A 20,430-nucleotide genomic window follows, 5' to 3' on the forward strand; every position below is an offset into this window, starting at 1 on the left:
TTCCACAACGAACTGGCGAACGAAAAGGCGGTGTCCGGCGTTGCCGACGCCCCGGGTGTGCTGTTGTCGACCGACGCAATCGTCAACGCCTACTTGTTTGCGGGTCGGCCCAGAGTGACGATGTGGTTGTGCCGCGCACGCAACGGGTCGTCGTTCTGGGAGCCGGGTTCGCCGGCCTGTGGGCGGCCTTGGGAGCCGCGCGGCGGCTCGATGAACTCGAGGTGCCCCAGGGTGCCGTCGACGTCACCGTCATCAGCGCCCAACCGTTCCACGACATCCGGGTACGCAACTATGAAGCCGATCTGAGCCCCTGCCGGCTCCCGCTGCAGAAGCTGCTCGAACCCGCCGGCGTCGGCCACATCACGGCGAAGGTGACCGGAATCGACGCGTCGGCTGCGACGGTGCGCCTCGCAGACGGGACGACGCTTGATTACGACCGGCTCGTGGTCGCGCTGGGCAGTGCGGTGGCCAAACCGGACCTGCCGGGCCTGGCCCAATGCGGCTACGACGTCGACACCTACGACGGCGCGACGAAACTTCACACCCACATCCGGGACCTGGCCCGGCGCGGTCCTGATCCGGCAGCGGCGACGGCGGTGGTCGTCGGTGCCGGCCTCACCGGCATCGAGGTCGCCAGCGAGTTGCCGTCGATGCTGTCCGAGGCGTTCGGTCCGGACGTCACACCGCGGGTCATCGTCGTCGACCGCAACCCCCATGTCGGCTCGGACATGGGCGAATCGGCTCGTCCGGTCATCGAGGATGCCTTGGCGCGCAACAACATCGAGACCGTCACCGGCGTCGGCGTCAGCGCCGTCGACAGGCACGGTGTGACGCTGTCGACGGGCGAAGTCGTGCCGGCGGGCACCGTGGTGTGGTGCGCCGGGATGCGCGCGAGCCCGCTGGCCGCACAACTCGGAGTGCCCTGCGACAGGTTGGGCCGGGTACCTGTTGACGACTATCTCCGCGTCGAGGGCGTCGCGGGGGTGTTCGCCGCCGGTGACGTGGCGGCGGCCCGGATGGACGACGAACACCTGTCGGTGATGTCGTGTCAGCACGGCCGTCCGATGGGCCGCTACGCGGGTTACAACGTGATCGGCGACCTGCTGGGCGCTCCCCTCCTGCCGCTGCGAATCCCTTGGTACGTCACGGTTCTCGACCTCGGCCCCGCCGGGGCGGTCTATACCGAGGGCTGGGACCGCCGAGTGGTCAGCACCGGCGCGGACGCCAAGGCGACCAAGATGACGATCAATCGCCGGCGCATCTATCCCCCGCTCACCGGAGATCGTGTGGCCCTGCTTGCGGCGGCGGCCGCGCAGCTGCAGTCCGCGCCCGCATACGGGCACTAGGGCTTGCCGTTGCGCTCCCGGTGTTTACAACCCGGCCAGCAGCACGGCCGACGCATGCCCTCTTCCAGTTCCTCCTGAGTGCGGCGGATGCGCCGCTCGCGAGTGGCCGCTTGTTTGGCGTCTTCGACCCAGCAGATGAACTCGTTGCGCGCCAGCGGCGTGATGTCCTGCCACGCGGCGAGCGCCGTGTCGTTGGCGACCAACGCCGCCCGCAGATCCGCGGGCAACTTGTGGACCACCCCGCCGGGTACTCGCTGACTTCCCACGCCGGCCACGATAATCCAGCCGTGTGTCGCGGACCCGATTGCTCAGCGGGGTGCCTATTCTCGGCGCATGGTCGAGCCCATTGAGGACCTGGTGGTGATCCACACCGACGGCGGCTGCCGGCCGAACCCGGGGCCCGGGGGCTGGGGGGCGGTGCTGCGACACCGCCAGCACGTCCGCGAGATGTACGGCGGTGAATCCGGGCAGACCAGCAACAACCGCATGGAGCTGCTGGCGCCGATCATGGCGTTGGAGGCACTCACCAGACCGGTGATGGTGCATCTTCACACCGACAGCACCTATGTCCGAAACGGGATCACGAAGTGGGTGCTCGGCTGGCAGCGCAACGGCTGGATGACGGCGGCCAAGCAGCCGGTGAAGAACGTCGACCTCTGGCAGCGGCTGCAAGCGGCGTGCGCGCGCCACCAAGTCGAATGGTTCTGGGTCAAGGGGCACGCGGGGATCGCCGACAACGAGTTGGCCGACGCGCTGGCGACCCGCGGGTTGCAGGAAGCGCTAGCGCTGCGGCAGCCGACGATTGGCGCTTTGTCGCGCTGAGGCTCTATTTTCTTCCGGGTGATGTGCTTCGCTCGCTGGACCGTTCCTTTCCTCACTGTCGCCGCGGTCGCCGGCATGGGTGTGCTCGCGAATCCGGTGCCGACCGATCCCACCCCGCAGGTGCGCCTGGCCGCCGAGGGGAATCCGTTGGCCGGCATGCCGTTCTATGTCAACCCGCGGTCGAAGGCCCGGGTCGCCGCCGACGGCGTCGATCCGCCCAGCCCCGAGCTGAACGCCATCGCCGACACACCGACCGCGTATTGGATGGATCACCTGTCCACTCCCGCGGTGGATGCGAAGTACATCGCCGACGCGCAAGCGGCGGGCACCATGCCGGTCCTGGCGCTGTACGGAATCCCCAACCGCGACTGCGGCAGCTTCGCCGCCGGCGGGTTCGGGTCCGCCGGCGCGTATCGGGGCTGGATCGACGGCGTCGCGGCAGCCATCGGGTCGGGTCCGGCCGCGGTCATCCTCGAACCCGATGCGCTCGCCATGGCCGACTGTCTGTCGCCGGACCAGCGCCAGGAACGTTTCGAGCTGATCCGCTACGCGGTCGACACGCTGACCCGCAACCCGGGCACCGCCGTGTACGTCGACGCCGGGCATCCGCGCTGGGTGGGCGTGGAGGACATGGCCGGCCGGCTCAACGAGGCAGGGGTGGCCAAGGCGCGCGGCTTCAGCCTCAACACCGCAAACTTCTTCACCACCGAGGAGTCGATCGGCTACGGCGATGCGATCTCGGGGCTCACCAACGGCGCCCACTACGTCATCGACACGTCGCGCAACGGCGCAGGCCCGACCGACGAGGAGTTGTACTGGTGCAATCCAAAGGGCCGGGCGCTCGGGGTGCGGCCGACGACGCAGACCGCGAGCCCGAATGTCGACGCCTACCTATGGGTCAAGCGTCCCGGTGAATCCGACGGGGCGTGCAGGAGCGGCAACCCGCCCGCGGGTCGATTCGTGAACGATTACGCGATCGAGCTCGCCCGCAACGCGGGCTGGTAGGACCGTTTCAGCGCGGCTGAACTGAGGCGATAGGCCGCGTCTAGTTTTGCGCGAGCGCACGGGCGACGAGCTGACCGATGACGGGCGCCAGCGCTCGAGAATGTTGCGGAGTGAGATGCCCTTGGTCGACATAGACCAGGGTGTTACCGACGATCACAGGGCAGTGATGGTCGGTGCAGAACAGGTCGGTGAGATCGACGTAATGTCCGCCGCCGAGTTCGGTGGCGGCTGCTTCGGCAGCGACACCGGGCTCGTTCACCGCGGACGACCGCGACGGCGCGCAGGCCGTCGCGTCGTCGAGATGGTCAGACAGGCAGATCGGGACATGCGTGCGCGGGTCGGGGATTGGCCCGAGCACCAACACCTGCGCACCGGTGCTGCGCAGTTGTGCCACCACCCGAGTCAGCGCATCAAGCCACGCCGGATCGTATGGAGTCACACCGGTGGTCGCGTCGTATCCCCGCGACATACTCAGCACGATCAACCGCGGGCGCTCGGTGCGCAACTTGTCGAAGATCTGACTGCGCCACTGCTCGCAGTTGGTGTCTTCACGACGCAGGTATGGGTTGGTGATGCGGACATGCATCAACGGACAAAGCGACCTGGTCAGAGTCTGCAGCCGCCAATGCTGCTCAACGGCGATCTGCTCGAACGCAGGATTCCACATCGCGGCGAACGAGTCGCCGACCAGGGCCACCGTCATGGTCGACGTCGGATCACCCGTCACACATTCCGGCTGGCCGGTCTCGAAGGGCGCAAGCAGGCAACCGTCGAGTCGCATGGCCTGACGTTCGGCCGTGGTCTCGGCGAGCGCGGGCTGCAAGTTGGAGGGAACGGCCTCGAGGTGCGCCGAGGCCGCAACCGCGTCGTTCACTAGGGAGAAGGCTTGCCGCACCGCGTTGTCGTGGGCATCGGCGCTCTCGCCGACGGGAACGGGTGCGAGGGTGAACGCCAACGGCTGGGCCGGCGAACCACGTCCAACCGGCGTGGGCATGCCAACCAGCAGTGCTGCGCCCACACAGCCCGCAACCGCGGTGACGCCTGCACCCAGACCGAGACTGCGCCAAGCGGATTCGCGGATTTTCGGCGAAAACCGCAACGGGTTCTCGACAAAACGGAAGGTCGCCACCGCTAATCCCGCAGAGAACACAGCGGCGACCAGCCTGGCGGCCAGGCCCAAGTCGTGACCAACTATCACGGGCACGAGGACCAGCACGGGCCAGTGCCACAGGTACCACGAGTAGGAAATGCGCCCGACGGCACGCAGTGGCCTTGTTCCCAGAAGGCGCCCGCAGCCGGCAGTCGGTGCGGCGCAGCCGGCGCCGATGACGAAAACGGCCCCCATCGTGGGCAAGATTGCGGCAGTTCCCGGATAGGGCGTCGATTGGCTCAAGAGCGCACAGGCCAGCACGATCATGCCGAGACCGGTTGAGCCGGTAACCGCGGCGGCCAGGGAAGGAAGCCGCCCCCATTGTCCGGCGGTCAGTGCCACCAGCCCGCCGAGCGCCAGCTGCCAGGCACGCGTTGGCAGCGCGAAGAAGGCTGCAGGCGGCATCAAATGGGTCACCACCATTGACAACGCGAACGACGCGACCGCGACGAGGGAAAGCGCCAGCACGTACGGGCGGCGACTCGAGGCGGCCTCGTTTCTGTTTCGCCGACGGACGCGCCGGATCACCCATACGGTGCAAAGAATCAACGGCGCCCAAACGAAGTAGAACTGCTCCTCAACACCCAGCGACCAATAGTGCAAGAACGGCGACTGCGACTGCTCAGCACCGAAGTAGTCGACCCCCTGCAGCAAGAACGTGTAATTGCTGACGTACAGCGCGCTGGCGATGCCGTCGATGACCACCTCGCGGGCCCGAAGCGGTGGAAGCAGAGCAACCGAAGCGATCATTATGACGGCACCCACCAAGGTCGCCGCCGGCAACAACCGGCGCGCCCGGGCGGCGTAGAAATTTCGCAACCGCACGGTTCCGGTGGCGTCCGCTTCGCGCCAAAGCAATCTCGTGATCAAAAACCCCGAGATGACAAAGAAGACGTCGACGCCGACGTACCCACCCCTCAGCCCGGGCACCGCTGCATGGAACAGGACTACCGCCAGAACAGCGACGGCACGCAAACCCTCAATATCGGGCCGGAAGCCGGCCCGACCGTCGGCACGGTCTTGCCGATTTCGCCTTGTCTCGGTGCTGTTTAATTGGTGCAAGATCATCTACTCAGTGGCGGGAGCCAATTCATTCGGCGAGCGCTTGAAACCACGAGGTGCCAGCACGAAACCACAGGTCGCGAAGACCACCCAAGTGTGCCCGTTGGTCAGAGTCATGCCGCCAGCCTTTCGAAAATTCCCGGCCAATGACTCGCCTGTTTCACGTTGATATCGACCAATTGCTCTTGCAACGATGTAGCGATTTCTCGCACACCGACCGAATGGTGAGCAAAATCAGTAAAAACAGTTTTGAATTTGTTTTCTGCCGATAGTATTAGCACCAAATTTCCTGAAAAGTCCGGCGTCAGATTGCGGCTCGTGCCTCTCGAATATCACCTGGTCCGCGGTATTCCGCCCGGTTGAAACCGTGGAGAACATCCAGCGAGCTCTTTAGGTTCTGACCTCGTCGAACGACGGACGGTGCGGGCCCGAGGGCACGTATCGTGGTGATGAAATGCGGTCGGCCCAAAGGCCGTTGCGTGCTCGCCGAGGCCGATGGTTTCGTTTCGGTCGGTTGTTGGCTCGCCATGCCATCCCTATTGGTCGAAGCGGCTACGCGCGGCCGAATAGTAGCAGCTTCCCACTAAACTCGGTCGAGCTTTCGTGACTTACTGATTAGTTCGTTCGCAGGCTAAAGGAAGTGTGCGAATAACGCACGTTCGGGCTGCCGGTTTCCGGTGTGTTGATGCGGAACCCAGGGCGCTTGACTTCGCGTACTAAACACAGGCAGCGCGCCAGGCGCGAAGACTTCTCGCCCGCGGATGCTTCTTGGTGCCCCGTGTTGGCGCCTCGTGTTGGCGCCCGTGCGTGAAGAGCCGGGCCGGTTTGTCGGTGTTCGAATGTATGTTCGAGGTATGTCGGGGAGCGGGTTGCAGGCGGCGATTGCCGAGCTGCGTGGCGCCTATGAACAGGTGGCCGCCTGCGATCTGGAGTTGTTGACCCGCCCGGATCTGCTGGCCGCTCTCGATGAGATCGAGACGTTGTCGTGTCAGCTGCCCACGATGAGCCAGCGGTTGTTGGCGCGTCTGCAGACCGAGACCACGCCGGGCGAGATGGGCGCGTGCTCGTGGAAAGAAGTGCTGCGGGTGCGCTACCGGATCTCCACCAGCGAGGCCAACCGGCGGTTGGCCCAAGCCGAACTGTTGGCGCCGCGCCAGGCGGTGACCGGCCCGGCGCTGGCGCCGGTGTTGCCCGCCACCGCCGCCGCGCAAGCCCACGGGTTGATCAACGCCGAACACCTCGAGGTCATCCGTAAATCGATGGCCAAGCTACCGGGCTGGGTGGATGCGATTACCCGTGATCAGTTCGAGGTCGACCTGGTGCGCACCGCGGTCAACGTCGGACCCAAAGAACTCACCGACACCGCGGAGCTGAGGCTGTTTCTGCTGGATCAAGACGGCCCCGAGCCCACCGACGTCGAGCGGGCCCGCAAACGCGGGGTTAAGAAGTCTCCACAAGGCCCTGACGGGATGGTGCAACTGCGCGCGATGCTCACGCCGGAGGCATGGGCGGTGTGGGAGGCGATCTTCGCCAAATACGCCGCACCGGGCATGTGCAACCCCGACGATCCCCAACCCTGCACCTCAGGCACACCCACCCAAGCCCAGATCGACAACGACCACCGCAGCCTGGCCCAACGCCAACACGACGCGCTGATCGCCGTCGGACGCATCGCGTTGATGAGCGGTGAACTCGGCCAACTCAACGGGCTACCGGTCTCGGTCATCATCCGCACCACCCTGCAGGACTTAGAGTCTCGCGCCGGGATCGGCACCACCGGCGGCGGCACCGTCATGCCGATCACCGACGTGATCCGCCTGGCCGGCCACGCCAACCACTACCTGGCCGTGTTCGACAACGCCACCGGATCCGCGCTGGATTTGTTCCGCGCCAGACGCACCGCCTCACCCGCACAGCGGATCATGCTGATCGCCCGCGACGGCGGCTGCACCAAACCCGGCTGCACCGTCGGCGCCTACGGCTGCCAAGCACACCACGTGCACGCCGACTGGGCAGCCGGCGGCAACACCAACGTCGACGAACTCGGACTGGCCTGCGGACCCCACAACCGCAGCGTCAACGACGACGGCGGCTGGAGCACCCGCATGAACACCCACGGCGAAGTCGAATGGCTCCCACCACCAAACCTCGACACCGGTCAAGCCCGCATCAACTACTACCACCGCCCCGAACGCCTGCTACGACCCGACAACCGACCCGACGACCAACCGGCCGGCGGCGACCAGGTCGCCGGAGACGAACCGCGCGCCGCGACATCAACCGACCCAGCCGACGAACCCGGCGGGCCCGCACCCCCAGGAGACCAAGCGGCCTAACCGCCCACGCCAAACACCGCAGCGCCCCGGATAACCCGACGGCGCCGGCATCAACACGCCCGCACCGATGACGCCAAGAAACGACGAAGCCCGGCCAACCGACGGCCGGGCTTTCGAACGAGTGGAGCTAAGGGGACTCGAACCCCTGACCCCCACACTGCCAGTGTGGTGCGCTACCAGCTGCGCCATAGCCCCGTGACGTGCCCATCGAAGTTACACCACTGCCAGGTTACCGTTCAAAATGGCCGGTCACGGCAGCTCCCCGGCGGCTTCGGGTCCCAGCGGACGCGCCGGTGTGTGTTCCGCCGAGGGCAGCCGGGTTTCGGGTGCGGACAGCCACCCGATCGCCGCGGCCACCAGGATCGCCCCGCTGATCACGAACGACCACTGAAACGACAGGTGCTGCGCGATCAGGCCCACCAGCAGCGAACCCACGATCGAACCGAGGTCGGCCATCATCTGAAACGCCGCCAGCGCGGTGCCGCCGCGCGCCTTGTTGCCGATCACGTCGGCCACGGCGGCCTGCTGCGGCGAGGTGAACATCCCGGTCGCCGCACCGGCCAGGAGCGCCGTGATCAGAAACACCGTCAAGTCGTCGCTGAAGCCGACCGCGATCGTCGCCGCCCCCGCCGCCGTCAGCCCGATGATGAGCAGGATCCGACGCCCGACGCGGTCCGACAGATGCCCGCTGGGGATGACGGCGAGCACGTTGCCGATCGCGAACGTCGCCAGCGCCAGCCCCGCCGTGCCGACGCCGCGGTCGAGCACCTCGACGACGAATAGCGGCACCAGCGCGATGCGCAGCCCGAACGCCGACCATCCGGTGGCGAAGTTCGACAGCAACGCGGCGCGGTATGCCCCGTTGTGGAACGCCTGGCCGAACGTCACCTTGATCTGGGTGTCCGCCTCGGGCGCGGCCAGCGACGAGTGTCGCAGGCTGATGAACACCACCGCCGCCGCGATCGTCAGCGCCGCGCCGTAGATCAGGAACGGGGCGGACAACCCGAACCCGGCGGTCAGGCTGCCCAGCACGGGACCACCCACCGAGCCGACCAGAAACGCCGAGGAGAACATGCCGGCCACCCGTCCGCGGGCGTCGGGTGGGCTCATCCGGATCATCAGCCCCAGCGCGGAGATGAAGAACATCGTCGAGCCGATCCCGCCGAGCGAGCGGAACAACAGCAGCTGCCAGTACGTCTGGGCGAAAGCGCATGCCCCGGTCGACGTCGCCACGATCAGCAACCCGCTGACATAGACCCGGCGCTCCCCCAGTCTCTGCACCAGCTGACCTGCCGCAGGAGCGAAGCACAGCCGCATCACCGCGAAGGCCGTGATGACGAACGTCGCCGCGCCGATGCCGACGCCGAAATGGCGGGCGTATTCGGGCAGCACCGGCGACACCACCCCGTAGCCCACCGCGATGACGGCGTTCGAGGCGATCAGCACCCAGACTTCGCCGGGCAGCCGCTCCTTGGTGCGCGTGCCCGGCGCAGAAAAGCTCACGCCGACGACTTTATTTGACGACCTTATTGACCACGTCCTTGGCGGCCTCCTGCACTTCTGCCAGGTGCTCGGGCCCGCGGAACGATTCGGCGTAGATCTTGTAGACGTCCTCGGTGCCCGACGGGCGCGCGGCGAACCAGGCGTTCTCGGTGGTCACCTTCAGACCGCCCAACGGCGCGCCGTTGCCGGGCGCCGCGGTCAGCTTCGCGGTGATCGGTTCACCGGCCAGTTCGGTCGCCGTCACCTGCTCAGGCGACAGCTTCGCCAGCCGTGCCTTCTGTTCACGATCCGCGGGCGCCTCGACGCGGGCATACGTTGGCGCACCGTATTTTTCGGCGAGCGCGGTGTAGCGCTGTGACGGCGTCGACCCGGTGACCGCGAGGATCTCAGAGGCCAGCAGCGCCAGGATGATGCCGTCCTTGTCGGTGGTCCACACCGTTCCGTCGCGCCGCAGGAACGATGCGCCAGCGCTCTCCTCACCGCCGAAACCGATTGTGCCGTTGAGTAGTCCGTCGACGAACCACTTGAACCCGACCGGCACCTCGACCAGTTTGCGCCCCAGCGCGGCGACCACCCGGTCGATGATCGACGAGCTGACCGCGGTCTTGCCCACCGCGGTCGCGGTGGGCCAGTCGGTCCGGTGCGTGTAGAGGTAGTCGATCGCCACCGCGAGGTAATGGTTCGGGTTGAGCAGGCCCGCGTCGGGCGTGACGATGCCGTGCCGGTCGGCGTCGGGGTCGTTGCCGGTCGCGATCTGATACACGTCGCGATTGGCCACCAGCGGCGCCATCGCGTTGGGTGAGCTGCAGTCCATCCGGATCTTGCCGTCGGTGTCCAGCGTCATGAACGCCCAAGTCGGATCCACGTACGGATGCACCACCGTGAGGTCGAGCTTGTGCCGCTCGGCGATCGCGCCCCAGTAATCGACGCTGGCCCCGCCGAGCGGGTCGGCACCGATGCGGATTCCCTCCGCGCTGATCGCGTGCAGGTCGACGACGCTGCTCAGGTCCTCGACGTAGGCGTTGAGGTAGTCGTGACGCTTGACCCGGCTCATCGCCTGGGCCAGCGGGATCCCGCGCACCTCCTTGAGCCCACCCGCCAGCAACTCGTTGGCGCGTTTGGCGATCGCCCCGGTGGCGTCGGTGTCGGCGGGCCCGCCGTTGGGTGGGTTGTACTTGAAGCCGCCGTCGCGCGGCGGATTGTGTGACGGGGTGACGACGATGCCGTCGGCCAGGCCGTCGGTGCGGCCGCGGTTGTAGGTCAGGATCGCGTGGCTGACCGCGGGCGTCGGGGTGTAGCGGTCGGCCGAGTCGATCATCGTCACGACGTCGTTGGCGACCAGCACCTCCAGCGCCGACTCCCACGCCGGTTCGGAGAGCGCATGGGTGTCACGGCCGATGAACAGCGGACCGGTCGTGCCCTGCGCGGTGCGGTATTCGACGATGGCCTGCGTGGTGGCCAGGATGTGCGCTTCGTTGAACGACGCATCCAGGCTCGACCCTCGGTGCCCCGACGTGCCGAACACCACCTGTTGGTCGGGATCGGCCGGATCGGGCTCGGTCGTGTAGTAGGCGGTGACCACCGCGGCGACGTCGATGAGGTCCTCGGGCTGCGCCGGCTGACCGGCACGTGGATTGGCGGCCATGAACTCGATTGTGCTCGACACCGACACGGGACGCTCGGCGGTACCGCCATACTCTGCGATGTGTTCGGTTACGACGTCCGCGAACTCGTCGCGGTGTTCGCGGGCGGAGCGCTGGGCACCGTCGCTCGCGCAGCGCTCGAGACACTTGCCGCGCCGGATCCGGGACGCTGGCCGTGGCCGACGTTCGTGGCCAACATCGTCGGCGCATTTCTGTTGGGCTACTTCACCACTCGACTTCTCGAACGGCTACCGGTCTCCAGCTACCGCCGCCCGCTGCTGGGCACCGGCCTGTGCGGTGGCCTGACCACGTTCTCCACCATGCAGGTCGAGACCCTCAAGATGCTCGAGCACCGTCACTACGCGCTGGCCGCCGGCTACCTCGCCGCCAGCATCGCGGTGGGGTTGCTCGCCCTTTACATCGCCACCGCCCTGGTGCGCCACGTGCGGGTGCGCGGATGACGACGGCGGCGGTGTGGGCCGCCGTGCCCCTGATCGGCGGTCTCGGGGCGGTGCTGCGTTTCGTTGTCGACCGCACGGTGTCGATGCGGATCGGCAGGGCCTTTCCCTACGGCACGCTGGTGGTCAACATCAGCGGTGCGCTGCTGCTCGGCTTGCTGGCCGGCCTGGCGCTCAGCCCTTACTGGGCGCTGCTGGCAGGTACCGCCTTCGTCGGCTCGTATACGACGTTTTCCACGTGGATGCTGGAGACGCACCGGCTCGGCGAAGAACGCCAGTTCTGGCCCGCGGTGGCCAACATCGGCGTCAGCCTGGTGCTGGGACTCGCCGCGGCGGGGTGTGGTCTGTGGCTGGGAATGCGCCTGTGACCGACGACATGGTCAAGCTCACCTGTTACTTCGGTGAACGTCACCGGGCGGGAAACCGGTTCTTGGCCGAGGCGCTCCCCGAGCTCTACGCCGACGCCGCCGTCGCGGTCAGCGTCGTGCTACGCGGTATCGCCAGCTTCGGTCCGCGCCACCAGCTGCGCACCGACCGTTCCCTGTCCCTCTCCGAGGATCCGCCCATCGTGGTCATCGCGGTCGACACCGCGCAGAAGATGGCGGACCTCGCACGGCAGGCGGTGGCGATGACGGCGAACGGCCTGGTCACCCTCGAGCGCGTCCGTCCCGCCCACCGGTTCGATGCGACGACGGCTGCGACCGTGACGCTGACCGTGTACGTCGGCCGCTACGACAGGGCGGCGCGACAACCGGCTCACCGCGCCGCCTGCGACATCCTCCATCGCCATGGATTTGCCAGCGCCACAGCGTTTCTCGGCGTCGACGGCACCCGGCGGGGACGACGTCAGCAAGCCCGGTTCTTCGGTCGCAACCGACACGTTCCGGTGATGATCACCGCTACCGGTGATGCCTCGCAGGTCGATGACGCGATGTCGGCGTTGCGCACGGCGCTCGATGACCCATTGATGACGGTGGAACGGGCGCAGCTGTGCAAACGCGACGGCAGGCTACTGGATCGCCCGACAGCGCTGCCGTCCACCGATGACCGCGGACTGCCGCTGTGGCAGAAGCTGACCATCCGCACGTCGGAGGCCACGCTGTACGACGGAGCGCCAATCCACCGCGCACTCGTGCGCCGCCTGCACGAGTCGGCCGCGGTGAGCGGCGCCACCGCGCTGCGCGGTATCTGGGGTTTCCACGGCGACCACAAACCGCACGGCGACAGGCTGATTCAGCTTGTCCGTCGGGTCCCGGTGAGCACCGTGATCGTCGACACGCCCGAGCGGATCGCCGCCTGCTTCGACGTCGTCGACGAGGTGACCGCCGCACAGGGCCTGGTCACCAGCGAATTGGTGCCCGCCATGGTGTCCATCGAGGACAACGAGCGGCGCGGGGGGACGCGGCTGGCCCGTCACGGCCCCTAACCCTCGGAGGTAAGCCTAGCCTAACCTACTTTCAAGGTGTACCGTCGCTCGCCGTGAAGCCCTCTACTCGAGAAGCCGTAAGCGCCGCACTGACCGAGATCCTGCGTGACGACATGAACGTCGACATCAGCAGGGTCACCCGCGAGTCCCGCCTGATCGACGACGTCGGCCTCGACTCGGTCGCATTCGCCGTCGGAATGGTGGCGATCGAAGACCGCCTCGGCGTGGCGCTTGAAGAGGAAGACCTGCTCAGCTGCGACACCGTCGGTGATCTCGAAGCGGCGATCCTCGCGAAGGTACCTGCTGCGCAGTCGAATTCGTGACTGCGCTAGCCGCAGCACTGTCGGCGGCCATGACGGGCACCTCGAGCGGCCTCTCGGTACTGGACACCGACAGCGGTGACTGGGCCCGCCATCCCTGGCCGGAGGTGCACGCGCGCGCCGAGAACGTCGCCGAGCGCATCTCCGACGACCACGCCGCGGTGGTCGGCCTCGTCGGTGATCCGACGGTGGAGTTCATCGCGGCGATCCCGGGGGTCTTCCTTGCGGGTGCGGCCGTGTCGGTCCTGCCGGGGCCGATCCAACGTGCCGATCCCGACCAGTGGGCGTTGACCACCCTGGACCGGTTTCGGACCATCGGCGTCACCACCGTGTTCAGTCACGGTGCCGAGCTGGCGTTGTTGCGCAGGCACGCCGACGCGACGGTCGTGCACGATCTCGGGGAGGTCGCCCATCCCCGTCGCTCGACCACCTATCACGGACCCGACCGCGCCGACGTCGCGATCCTGCAGGGCACCGCCGGATCGACGGGAACGCCTCGCACAGCACAGATTTCGCCTGCGGCGTCGCTGGCCAACCTGCGTGGCCTCGTCGACAGGGTCGATGTCGACAACGGCTCTCGGCTCCACAGCTGGCTACCGATCTACCACGACATGGGCCTCACCTTCGTCCTGGTCGCCATGTTGGGGCGTTCCGGCCTGTGGCAAGCGCCGACCAAGGCCTTCGCCGGTTCGCCGTTCAGTTGGCTCAAGTGGCTCACCGACAGCCAGGCCGATGTCACGGCGGCGCCGAATATGGCATACAACCTGATCGGCAGGTATGCGGGCAGCCTGTCCGGCTTCGACCTCAGCAACCTCCGTTTCACCCTCAACGGCGGTGAACCCGTCGACTGCGAGGGCTACCAACGCTTCGCCACCGAGATGGCGCGCTTCGGCTTCGACCCGGCCTCCCTCGCACCCTCGTACGGTCTGGCCGAATCAACTTGTGCGGTAACCATTCCCGAACCACTCACCGGTCTCCGGGTCGACGAGGTGACCATCACGGGCGGCGCTGGTGCGTCCACTCGCCGCTACGCGGTGCTTGGCCATCCCATCGCCGGCATGGAAGTCCGCTGCAACACCGACCACCCGCATGTCACCGACGTCACCGGGCGTGCGGTCGGCGAGGTCGAGGTGCGCGGTAGCTCGCTCATGACGGGCTATGCCGGCCACGCTGCGCTGGCTCCGCAGGAATGGTTGCCCACCGGAGATCTCGGCTACTTCACCGACGACGGCCTGGTGGTCTGCGGCCGCGCCAAAGAGCTCATCACGGTGGCGGGCCGCAACCTCTTCCCCACCGAGATCGAGCGCATCGCAGGTCAGATCGACGGTGTCCGCGACGGCTGCGTCGTGGCCATCGGCACGGGTGAGGCTTCGGCGCGGCCGGGCCTGGTCATCGCCGCGGAGTTCAAAGGCGACGACGAACCGGCCGCGCGTAGCGCCGTGGTGGCGCGTGTCGCGGCACAGTGCGGCGTGGTGCCCACGGATGTGGTGTTGCTGAAACCCGGTGCACTGCCCCGCACCTCGTCAGGCAAGTTGCGCCGTTTGGAAGTCAAACGAACATTGGAAGGAGCCACCCGATGACCACAACCGCGGACGCGCCTGCGACGCAAGATTACTCCGAGCTGCTCGAGCGGGTGTTCGACGATCGGGTCGTCGCCTGGACCGCCGAGGCCGAGGCCACCGAGCGCTTTCCCCGCAAGATCATCGAATACCTCGGCGAGTCAGGCGTATTCGCACACAAATGGGCCAACGGTCCACAGCCCGACGTCGCCAAGATCATCGCGCTGGCGCAGGCGCTGGGCCGGCTGGGCTCGGCCGGCATCGCCGTCGGTGTCAGCCTGCACGACTCCGCGATCGCGATCCTGCGCCGCTTCGGCAAGTCGGACTACCTGCGCGACATCGCCGAGCGGGCCATCCGCGGCGAAGCGGTGCTGTGCATCGGTGCCTCCGAGCAGTCGGGCGGCTCGGACCTGCAGATTGTCGGGACCGAAGCGCGTTCGGTGCGCGACGGTTTCGCGGTGAAGGGCATCAAGAAGTTCGTCTCGCTGTCGCCGATCGCGGACCATGTGATGGTGGTTGCGCGCAGCGTCGACCACGACCCGACCAGCAGGCACGGCAACGTCATCGTCATCGCCGTGCCGCTCGCGCAGTGCGAAGTGCAGACGTCCTACCGCAAGGTCGGTGCCGGGCCGCTGGACACCGCGGCCGTGCACATCGACACCTGGGTGCCCGCCGATGCGCTGGTCGCTCGCGCAGGCACCGGGCTGGCGGCCATCTCGTGGGGGTTGGCGCACGAGCGTCTGTCCATCGCCGGACAGGTGTCGTCATCGTGTCAGCGGGTGCTGGGAATCACCTTGGCGCGCATGATGAATCGGCGGCAGTTCGGACACACCCTCTATGAGCATCAAGCGCTGCGCATGCGGATGGCCGATCTGCAGGCGCGGGTGGACATGCTGCGTTACGCCCTCGACGGGATCGCAGCCACCGGAAAGCTTGACCTGCGCGCAGCGGCCGCCATCAAGGTCAACGCCGCGCGCCTCGGTGAGGAGGTGCTGTCGGAGTGCATGCACATCTTCGGCGGCTCGGGCTATCTCGTCGATGAGACACCGCTCGGAAAGTGGTGGCGCGACATGAAACTGGCGCGCGTCGGTGGCGGCACCGACGAGGTGTTGTGGGAGTTGGTTGCCGCCGCGATGAAGCCCGACCACGACGGCTACGCCGAGTTCGGCCAGCTGCCCTAGAACCGCTGGCCGGCAGCCGGATCGCGCGACAACGCATAAAGGGCCATGCGGCGGTTGGGCATATCGTGCTCACCGAGGAACTCGCATCCGGCGTACTCGCACAGGCGTCGCGCACCGGTGTTTCGGTGGTCCGGATCGAACATGATGCGCCGGCACTGGGGTTCGATCGCGAAGATGCTGGCGACGATGCGCGGCAGCACGATCGGCGCGATCCCCCGGTTGACGAACCGCAGGTCGGCGATGGCGGCGTGCAGACCGATGTCGTGCGGATCGGCGGCGTACCGGGTGGCGATGGAATCCTTTGCCGCCCTGTAGAGCTCGATGTAGCCGAACGGCTTACCGCGGAAGTAGCCGAGCAACGGACGTGAGTATTCACCGTTCAATTGCGCGGTCAAGTAGCGATGCCAGCGCACGGGCGGCCAGTCGTATTCCCATGCCTCGATCAGATGCGGGCGGTTCATCCACTCCGAGATCATCTCCGCATCGGTGTCGGGATCGACGAGCCGGGCGGCGTAGGGCTCCGCCACGACCGGAACAGGCGGCGCCGCCACCACGCGCACCTCATCCTGGACATCCTTCAACTCGCGCGGCAGAAGGGGGCTCGGCACCTCTTTCATGTCGGTCATCGAACCGCCACCCTACCGCAACAAGTAAGGCTAGGTTTACCTACGTCTGTCGCCCTTTTCGGGACAGCAGCTGACATAGCACCGCCGCCTGGCTGATCTCCAGATCCCGGGACGCGGTCACCAGCACGACTGCTCCCTTGCCCGTCAGCGCGCGCAGCTCGGCCAACGCCTCAGCACCGTCGCCGGATTCGAGCTCCTTCGCGTAGCGGGCGGCGAACTCGTCGAAGCGTTCGCTCTTATGCGAGTACCAGCGTCGCAACTCCGTGGACGGAGCCACCGCCGGTAACCATCGGCCGACCCTCGGGTCGTCCTTGCGCATGCCGCGCGGCCACAGCCGGTCGACGAGCACCCGCTCACCCTCGTCGGGCGCGGGCTCGTCATAGACCCGTGCGAGCGCGACGTTCGGACGACCACCCATGCGTGGGATGGTAGGACGATGGACATCGATCGGGTCGCAGAACTTCAGCGCTGGGAAGATTCGGGCGCGGTGTGGGAGGTGGTGTCGAGGCGCGGCGGGGCGGTCACCGTCGCGTTGATGCGCTGCGACGGTGGCGAGGAGGCCGACCGGTTCACGTCCGACGATCCGCGCCTGCTGGATTTCCTCGGCAATCGCCGCAGCAGCGAGGACAGCATCACGCAGTAGTCGACCGCAGCCGAACCAAGTCGGCGAATGCGTTCGCGGCAGCATCGACACCATCGACGTCATCGGTGGCCACCAGGTCCAGCAGCAGCCCTCGGGCGACGGCCAGCCCGAGGCGCGTCAGCGCGGGATCGAATGCCGTCCCGCTACGCGCAGCGCTGGTCAGCCAGGCATCGACGGCATCGGGCAGCATCCTGGCGAACGGCTGCTCACCCTGCACGCCGCGGGCATAACACTCGAAGAAGAGCCGCTCGAAGGGACGCAGTTCCGGTCTGCGCAGGCTCGTCCACATCGCGATGATCGCTTGATCCGGCTCCGCCGGTAGCTCGCTCAGCAGCGTCATCTGTCGCCGTTCGACCTCCTCGACGACCGTCAGCAGCAGTTCGTCGCGAGATCCGAAGTGATGCAGCAGCATACGGTGACTCGTGCCGATGGCAGCGGCGACCTCCCGCAACGAACGATCGCCGATGCCCGCCCGCGCAAAATCCGCCACCAGCGCGTCGATGAGCTCCTGGCGACGCTCGAGGTCAGGAGACCGGGCCATCGAGGCGGTAGAACTGCTCGCTGCGGGCCTTCAACCCAGCGGCCTCCAAGTCCAAGTAGCGCTTGGTCATCCGGTGCATGAGCACGCCGACCGCGACACCGACGGGACCGCGTTGATCGATCCGCTGCCGCACCTGGGTGCGGCCGTCGGGCAGGGGGACGACGTCGTGGCGCGCCACGGTCAGCCCTCCCGGCGACCGCTGCTCCCAGCTCCACCCGCTGCCGGGACGTACCTCGGTCACCACCCAAACCAGCTTGGGCATGCGGGGTTGCTTGATCTCGAACCGCCCGCCAACCGCCAGCTCCGCGTCGTCCAGGGCGACGAGCCGGGTGACGGAGGCGGTCCACTCCGGCCAGCGTGCGACGTCGCTGTACACCTCCCAGACCACATGGGCCGGCGCATCGATCTCGATCGCGCAATCCGTAATCATGTACCAAACGGTACATTAATAGCCCGAGCGGCGGAAGCCCCTGCAGCAAACGGAACCGTCGAAAGTGCATGCGGAAGCCGAAGGACGCCCATACGGTCAGACCATGGCTGCCTCGTTCGAGGATTGACGGAAAGGGGCCCGCGTTGACGACGACCGCGAACACCCATGGACGTTTCATCGGCAGAGTCGGTGGATTGGCCGTCGCGCTGGGAATCGGCGTCGCCATCGCCAACAGCCCCGGCCTCGCCCTCGCCGAAGAGGGCGCATCCGCTGGCTCCGACACCGCCAGCGCGTCGGTGTCGGAGTCGACGGCCGGGTCCGACGCGACTCCGTCCGACGATGACAGCGGCGCCGGCGATGACACCGATGCCGCCGGCGATGCCACCCAAGACGACGACGAGCCTGGCGACGACGGCGAAGATCTCGTCGAGGACGACGAGACCCCAGCGACATCGCCATCGGACGAGCCGCCGGTCGTCGACTCCGACGACGATGTCGAGGACGCGGACGACGCCGACAAGATTCTGGATCCCGACAACGACCGCGAGACCGACGATCAAGTCGACCTCGACCGCCCGATGGCGACATCGCCCGTCGTGAACGTCTTTTCGCGCGCCGCCGAGCCAACCGAGGACCAACAGCCGTCGGCGACGACGGTGGCCAGCGCCGTCGTCGAACCGGATCGCGAGCCGACAGCCACCGTCGCGGCCGTGATCACCGACGCATCCGAACCGACCGCCGTCAGTGAAACCGTCGCCACGAGCGTGGCCGCAGTGCTCTCTTCAGTCCTGTCCGCGTTGGGTTTTGACGCGCAGGCCGCCGGAGGTGCGACGGCGCCGCAGCCGCCGGGCGCGCTGTGGGCGATGCTGGCATGGGCGCGACGAGAGATCGGCGTCACGAGCGCCCCGTCCACCAACCCCGCGGCCCAAACCGTGACGTCGTCGCAGCCCGTCCTGAACAGCACCGTCAGCCCGCTGGGCACCCCGCAGCAGTTGGCGGCCGAACGAATTGCCGCACAAACCGCGCGCTCGCTGCCCGTGGCGATCATGAAAGGCTTTTTGCGGCTCGGCTTTTGGATGGCTGCGCGAAATCAATACCCTGGCGGCCTGGACCAGGGCAGCCTCGCCGCGCTGAACCGTGCCGTCGACGAATACGCCATGGCCGCGGCGTTCCAGCAGCAACTGCTCAACCCGTTGACCCCGACGGTGGTCACCCAGGTCGCCCCGCCCCACATCTGGTACGGGCAAAGCGTGGCCGGGTCGCGCATTCTCTACGACAACCCCGACACGATCTACCGGTTCATGCCGGTCAGCGCATCGTCGCAGTACGTGATCACCGGCCGCTTCCACGATCTCTCCGCGGACGGGATGCCGGCCGACGTCACGTTCAGCGTGCTGGAAGGCCTGGCGGGCACCACGTCGACGATCATGACCATCGACGATCTCGAGATCAACGACGACGGCACGTTCGTCATCACGGCGAGCACCGAGCCGGCCAACGGGCGCAAGAACCATCTGCAGCTCACGCCGGGTTCCACGCTCATCGCGGCGCGAGACACCCTGGGCGACTGGAACGAAGAGACGCCGATGAGCCTGTCGATCGAGCGTGTTGCCGGCCCGCGCAACAGCTTGTTCGCCCAGATCGGCGGCTTCGTCTTCCTCGGCCAGCAGGTCAGCACCAACCCCTTCTTGACGTCTTTGGTGTCGTTGATCCCGCCGTTGCCCTACATGCCGCCGATACTGCGCGGGGTGTTCACCGCGGCGATCCTCATCGTTCGCGGCGTCAACGAGCAGGCCAAGTACATGGCGCTGGCGAGCACCGACCCGCAGACCGGGCAGCCCCGCGAGGCCAACGTGCTGGCCCAGCCGTCCAGCAACGCCGAGTTTCTCGCCAACCAGTTGCAGAGCACGGGCCACTACCAACTCGCCGACGACGAAGTGCTGGTGCTCACCATCGACCCCGGCACCGCCAATTACTTCATCGTCCCGACGTACAACATCTGGACCATCACCGACGACTACTGGAGTCAACAAACCAGCCTGAACAACGAGCAGGCCATCGCCAACGCGGACGGGACGTACACGTTCGTCATCTCCCCGACCGATCCCGGTGCGGCGAACTGGGTTTCGACGGGGGGCCTGAACCAGGGCGCGATCTCGATCCGGTTCCAGGATCTCGGCCCCGATCCCGGCAACGAGAATCCCCCGCGCATCGTCGACCAGCAGGTCATGACGCACGAGGAGCTGCGGATCTTCCTGCCGCCGGAGGACTTCATCACCGAAGCCGAGCGCGCCGAGCAACTCGCAACGCGCAAGGCCGGCTACGACCGCCGCTGGGCGCCCTACCCGCAGCCCTGACCGCGGCGACGGCCGCTCGCAG

At 67.1% G+C, this 20,430-nt stretch carries 20 protein-coding genes and 1 tRNA gene; 12 read left to right on the forward strand and 9 right to left on the reverse strand.

Going from position 1 to position 20,430, the window contains the following annotated elements; translation table 11 throughout:
• Positions 1–128 precede the first annotated feature (128 nt).
• Entirely contained in the window at positions 129–1,346 is a 1,218-nt protein-coding gene (locus G6N28_RS03045) for an NAD(P)/FAD-dependent oxidoreductase (RefSeq protein WP_163896983.1), read from the forward strand.
• Here the strand turns inward: G6N28_RS03045 and G6N28_RS03050 are convergent.
• Complete coding sequence (locus tag G6N28_RS03050; protein ID WP_163896984.1) at positions 1,343–1,612, reverse strand: YdeI/OmpD-associated family protein; 270 nt, start codon at positions 1,610–1,612, stop codon at positions 1,343–1,345. The two genes, G6N28_RS03045 and G6N28_RS03050, sit on opposite strands and share 4 nt — an antisense overlap.
• Positions 1,613–1,679: 67 nt before the next feature.
• Between G6N28_RS03050 and rnhA the strand changes: the two genes are divergently transcribed.
• Positions 1,680–2,168 (forward strand): ribonuclease HI, encoded by a 489-nt coding sequence (gene rnhA / locus G6N28_RS03055; RefSeq protein ID WP_163896985.1) that lies wholly within the window; start codon positions 1,680–1,682, stop codon positions 2,166–2,168.
• Positions 2,169–2,189: 21 nt separating this feature from the next.
• Positions 2,190–3,173 carry a glycoside hydrolase family 6 protein gene (locus G6N28_RS03060; RefSeq protein ID WP_163905772.1) on the forward strand — a complete coding sequence of 328 codons (984 nt, stop codon included), beginning with the start codon at positions 2,190–2,192 and terminating at the stop codon, positions 3,171–3,173.
• 40 nt (positions 3,174–3,213) lie between these two features.
• On the opposite strand, the gene G6N28_RS03065 is transcribed toward G6N28_RS03060, so the two are convergent.
• Complete coding sequence (locus G6N28_RS03065; protein ID WP_163896986.1) at positions 3,214–5,391, reverse strand: acyltransferase family protein; 2,178 nt, start codon at positions 5,389–5,391, stop codon at positions 3,214–3,216.
• An 833-nt stretch (positions 5,392–6,224) separates the two neighbouring features.
• Here G6N28_RS03065 and G6N28_RS03070 point away from each other — a divergent pair.
• Positions 6,225–7,721, forward strand: coding sequence for an HNH endonuclease signature motif containing protein (locus G6N28_RS03070; RefSeq protein ID WP_163896987.1), 1,497 nt, complete (start codon positions 6,225–6,227; stop codon positions 7,719–7,721).
• Between the two features lie 122 nt (positions 7,722–7,843).
• Here G6N28_RS03070 and G6N28_RS03075 read toward each other — a convergent pair.
• From G6N28_RS03075 to pgm, 3 genes are all read right to left on the reverse strand, one after another.
• A tRNA-Ala gene (locus G6N28_RS03075) sits at positions 7,844–7,916 on the reverse strand.
• Between the two features lie 54 nt (positions 7,917–7,970).
• Complete coding sequence (locus tag G6N28_RS03080) at positions 7,971–9,224, reverse strand: MFS transporter (protein ID WP_163896988.1); 1,254 nt, start codon at positions 9,222–9,224, stop codon at positions 7,971–7,973.
• A 10-nt stretch (positions 9,225–9,234) separates the two neighbouring features.
• Complete coding sequence (gene pgm / locus G6N28_RS03085) at positions 9,235–10,869, reverse strand: phosphoglucomutase (alpha-D-glucose-1,6-bisphosphate-dependent) (RefSeq protein WP_163896989.1); 1,635 nt, start codon at positions 10,867–10,869, stop codon at positions 9,235–9,237.
• 60 nt (positions 10,870–10,929) lie between these two features.
• On the opposite strand from pgm, the gene crcB (G6N28_RS03090) reads away from it, so the two are divergent.
• Genes crcB (G6N28_RS03090) through mbtN form a run of 6 tightly spaced genes read left to right on the forward strand, consistent with a single transcriptional unit; the run spans position 10,930 to position 15,811 of the window.
• Positions 10,930–11,328: a fluoride efflux transporter CrcB gene (gene crcB / locus G6N28_RS03090; protein WP_163896990.1), complete on the forward strand. Its 399-nt coding sequence runs from the start codon at positions 10,930–10,932 to the stop codon at positions 11,326–11,328.
• Positions 11,325–11,693, forward strand: a complete 369-nt coding sequence (gene crcB / locus G6N28_RS03095; RefSeq protein WP_163896991.1) for a fluoride efflux transporter CrcB — start codon at positions 11,325–11,327, stop codon at positions 11,691–11,693. The genes crcB (G6N28_RS03090) and crcB (G6N28_RS03095) overlap by 4 nt, the downstream gene beginning before the upstream one ends.
• Positions 11,690–12,751, forward strand: a complete 1,062-nt coding sequence (locus G6N28_RS03100) for a putative PII-like signaling protein (RefSeq protein WP_179962160.1) — start codon at positions 11,690–11,692, stop codon at positions 12,749–12,751. The genes crcB (G6N28_RS03095) and G6N28_RS03100 overlap by 4 nt, the downstream gene beginning before the upstream one ends.
• 53 nt (positions 12,752–12,804) lie before the next feature.
• Complete coding sequence (locus G6N28_RS03105; RefSeq protein ID WP_163896992.1) at positions 12,805–13,074, forward strand: mycobactin biosynthesis acyl carrier protein MbtL; 270 nt, start codon at positions 12,805–12,807, stop codon at positions 13,072–13,074.
• Positions 13,071–14,651: a long-chain-fatty acid--ACP ligase MbtM gene (gene mbtM, locus G6N28_RS03110; protein WP_163896993.1), complete on the forward strand. Its 1,581-nt coding sequence runs from the start codon at positions 13,071–13,073 to the stop codon at positions 14,649–14,651. Before G6N28_RS03105 ends, mbtM begins: the two co-directional genes overlap by 4 nt.
• A complete protein-coding gene (gene mbtN, locus G6N28_RS03115; RefSeq protein WP_163896994.1) occupies positions 14,648–15,811 on the forward strand; it encodes a mycobactin biosynthesis acyl-ACP dehydrogenase MbtN in 1,164 nt (387 codons plus the stop codon). The genes mbtM and mbtN overlap by 4 nt, the downstream gene beginning before the upstream one ends.
• Here mbtN and G6N28_RS03120 read toward each other — a convergent pair.
• Positions 15,808–16,437, reverse strand: a complete 630-nt coding sequence (locus G6N28_RS03120; RefSeq protein ID WP_163896995.1) for a GNAT family N-acetyltransferase — start codon at positions 16,435–16,437, stop codon at positions 15,808–15,810. The two genes, mbtN and G6N28_RS03120, sit on opposite strands and share 4 nt — an antisense overlap.
• Before the next feature lie 40 nt (positions 16,438–16,477).
• Positions 16,478–16,855 carry a DUF488 domain-containing protein gene (locus G6N28_RS03125; protein ID WP_163896996.1) on the reverse strand — a complete coding sequence of 126 codons (378 nt, stop codon included), beginning with the start codon at positions 16,853–16,855 and terminating at the stop codon, positions 16,478–16,480.
• An 18-nt stretch (positions 16,856–16,873) separates the two neighbouring features.
• On the opposite strand from G6N28_RS03125, the gene G6N28_RS03130 reads away from it, so the two are divergent.
• Positions 16,874–17,080: a hypothetical protein gene (locus G6N28_RS03130; protein WP_163896997.1), complete on the forward strand. Its 207-nt coding sequence runs from the start codon at positions 16,874–16,876 to the stop codon at positions 17,078–17,080.
• Here G6N28_RS03130 and G6N28_RS03135 read toward each other — a convergent pair.
• Together G6N28_RS03135 and G6N28_RS03140 are read right to left on the reverse strand one after the other, a co-directional pair.
• On the reverse strand, positions 17,070–17,621 hold the full coding sequence (locus tag G6N28_RS03135; RefSeq protein ID WP_163896998.1) for a TetR family transcriptional regulator: 552 nt from the start codon (positions 17,619–17,621) through the stop codon (positions 17,070–17,072). The genes G6N28_RS03130 and G6N28_RS03135 overlap by 11 nt on opposite strands.
• Positions 17,605–18,051, reverse strand: coding sequence for an SRPBCC family protein (locus tag G6N28_RS03140; protein WP_163896999.1), 447 nt, complete (start codon positions 18,049–18,051; stop codon positions 17,605–17,607). Before G6N28_RS03140 ends, G6N28_RS03135 begins: the two co-directional genes overlap by 17 nt.
• 143 nt (positions 18,052–18,194) lie before the next feature.
• Here G6N28_RS03140 and G6N28_RS03145 point away from each other — a divergent pair, with 143 nt between their 5' ends.
• Complete coding sequence (locus G6N28_RS03145; protein WP_220097457.1) at positions 18,195–20,408, forward strand: DUF1214 domain-containing protein; 2,214 nt, start codon at positions 18,195–18,197, stop codon at positions 20,406–20,408.
• The last annotated feature ends 22 nt before the right edge of the window (positions 20,409–20,430 follow it).

This window comes from Mycolicibacterium pulveris, from assembly GCF_010725725.1.
In the GTDB taxonomy this organism is placed as follows: Bacteria; Actinomycetota; Actinomycetes; order Mycobacteriales; family Mycobacteriaceae; genus Mycobacterium; species Mycobacterium pulveris.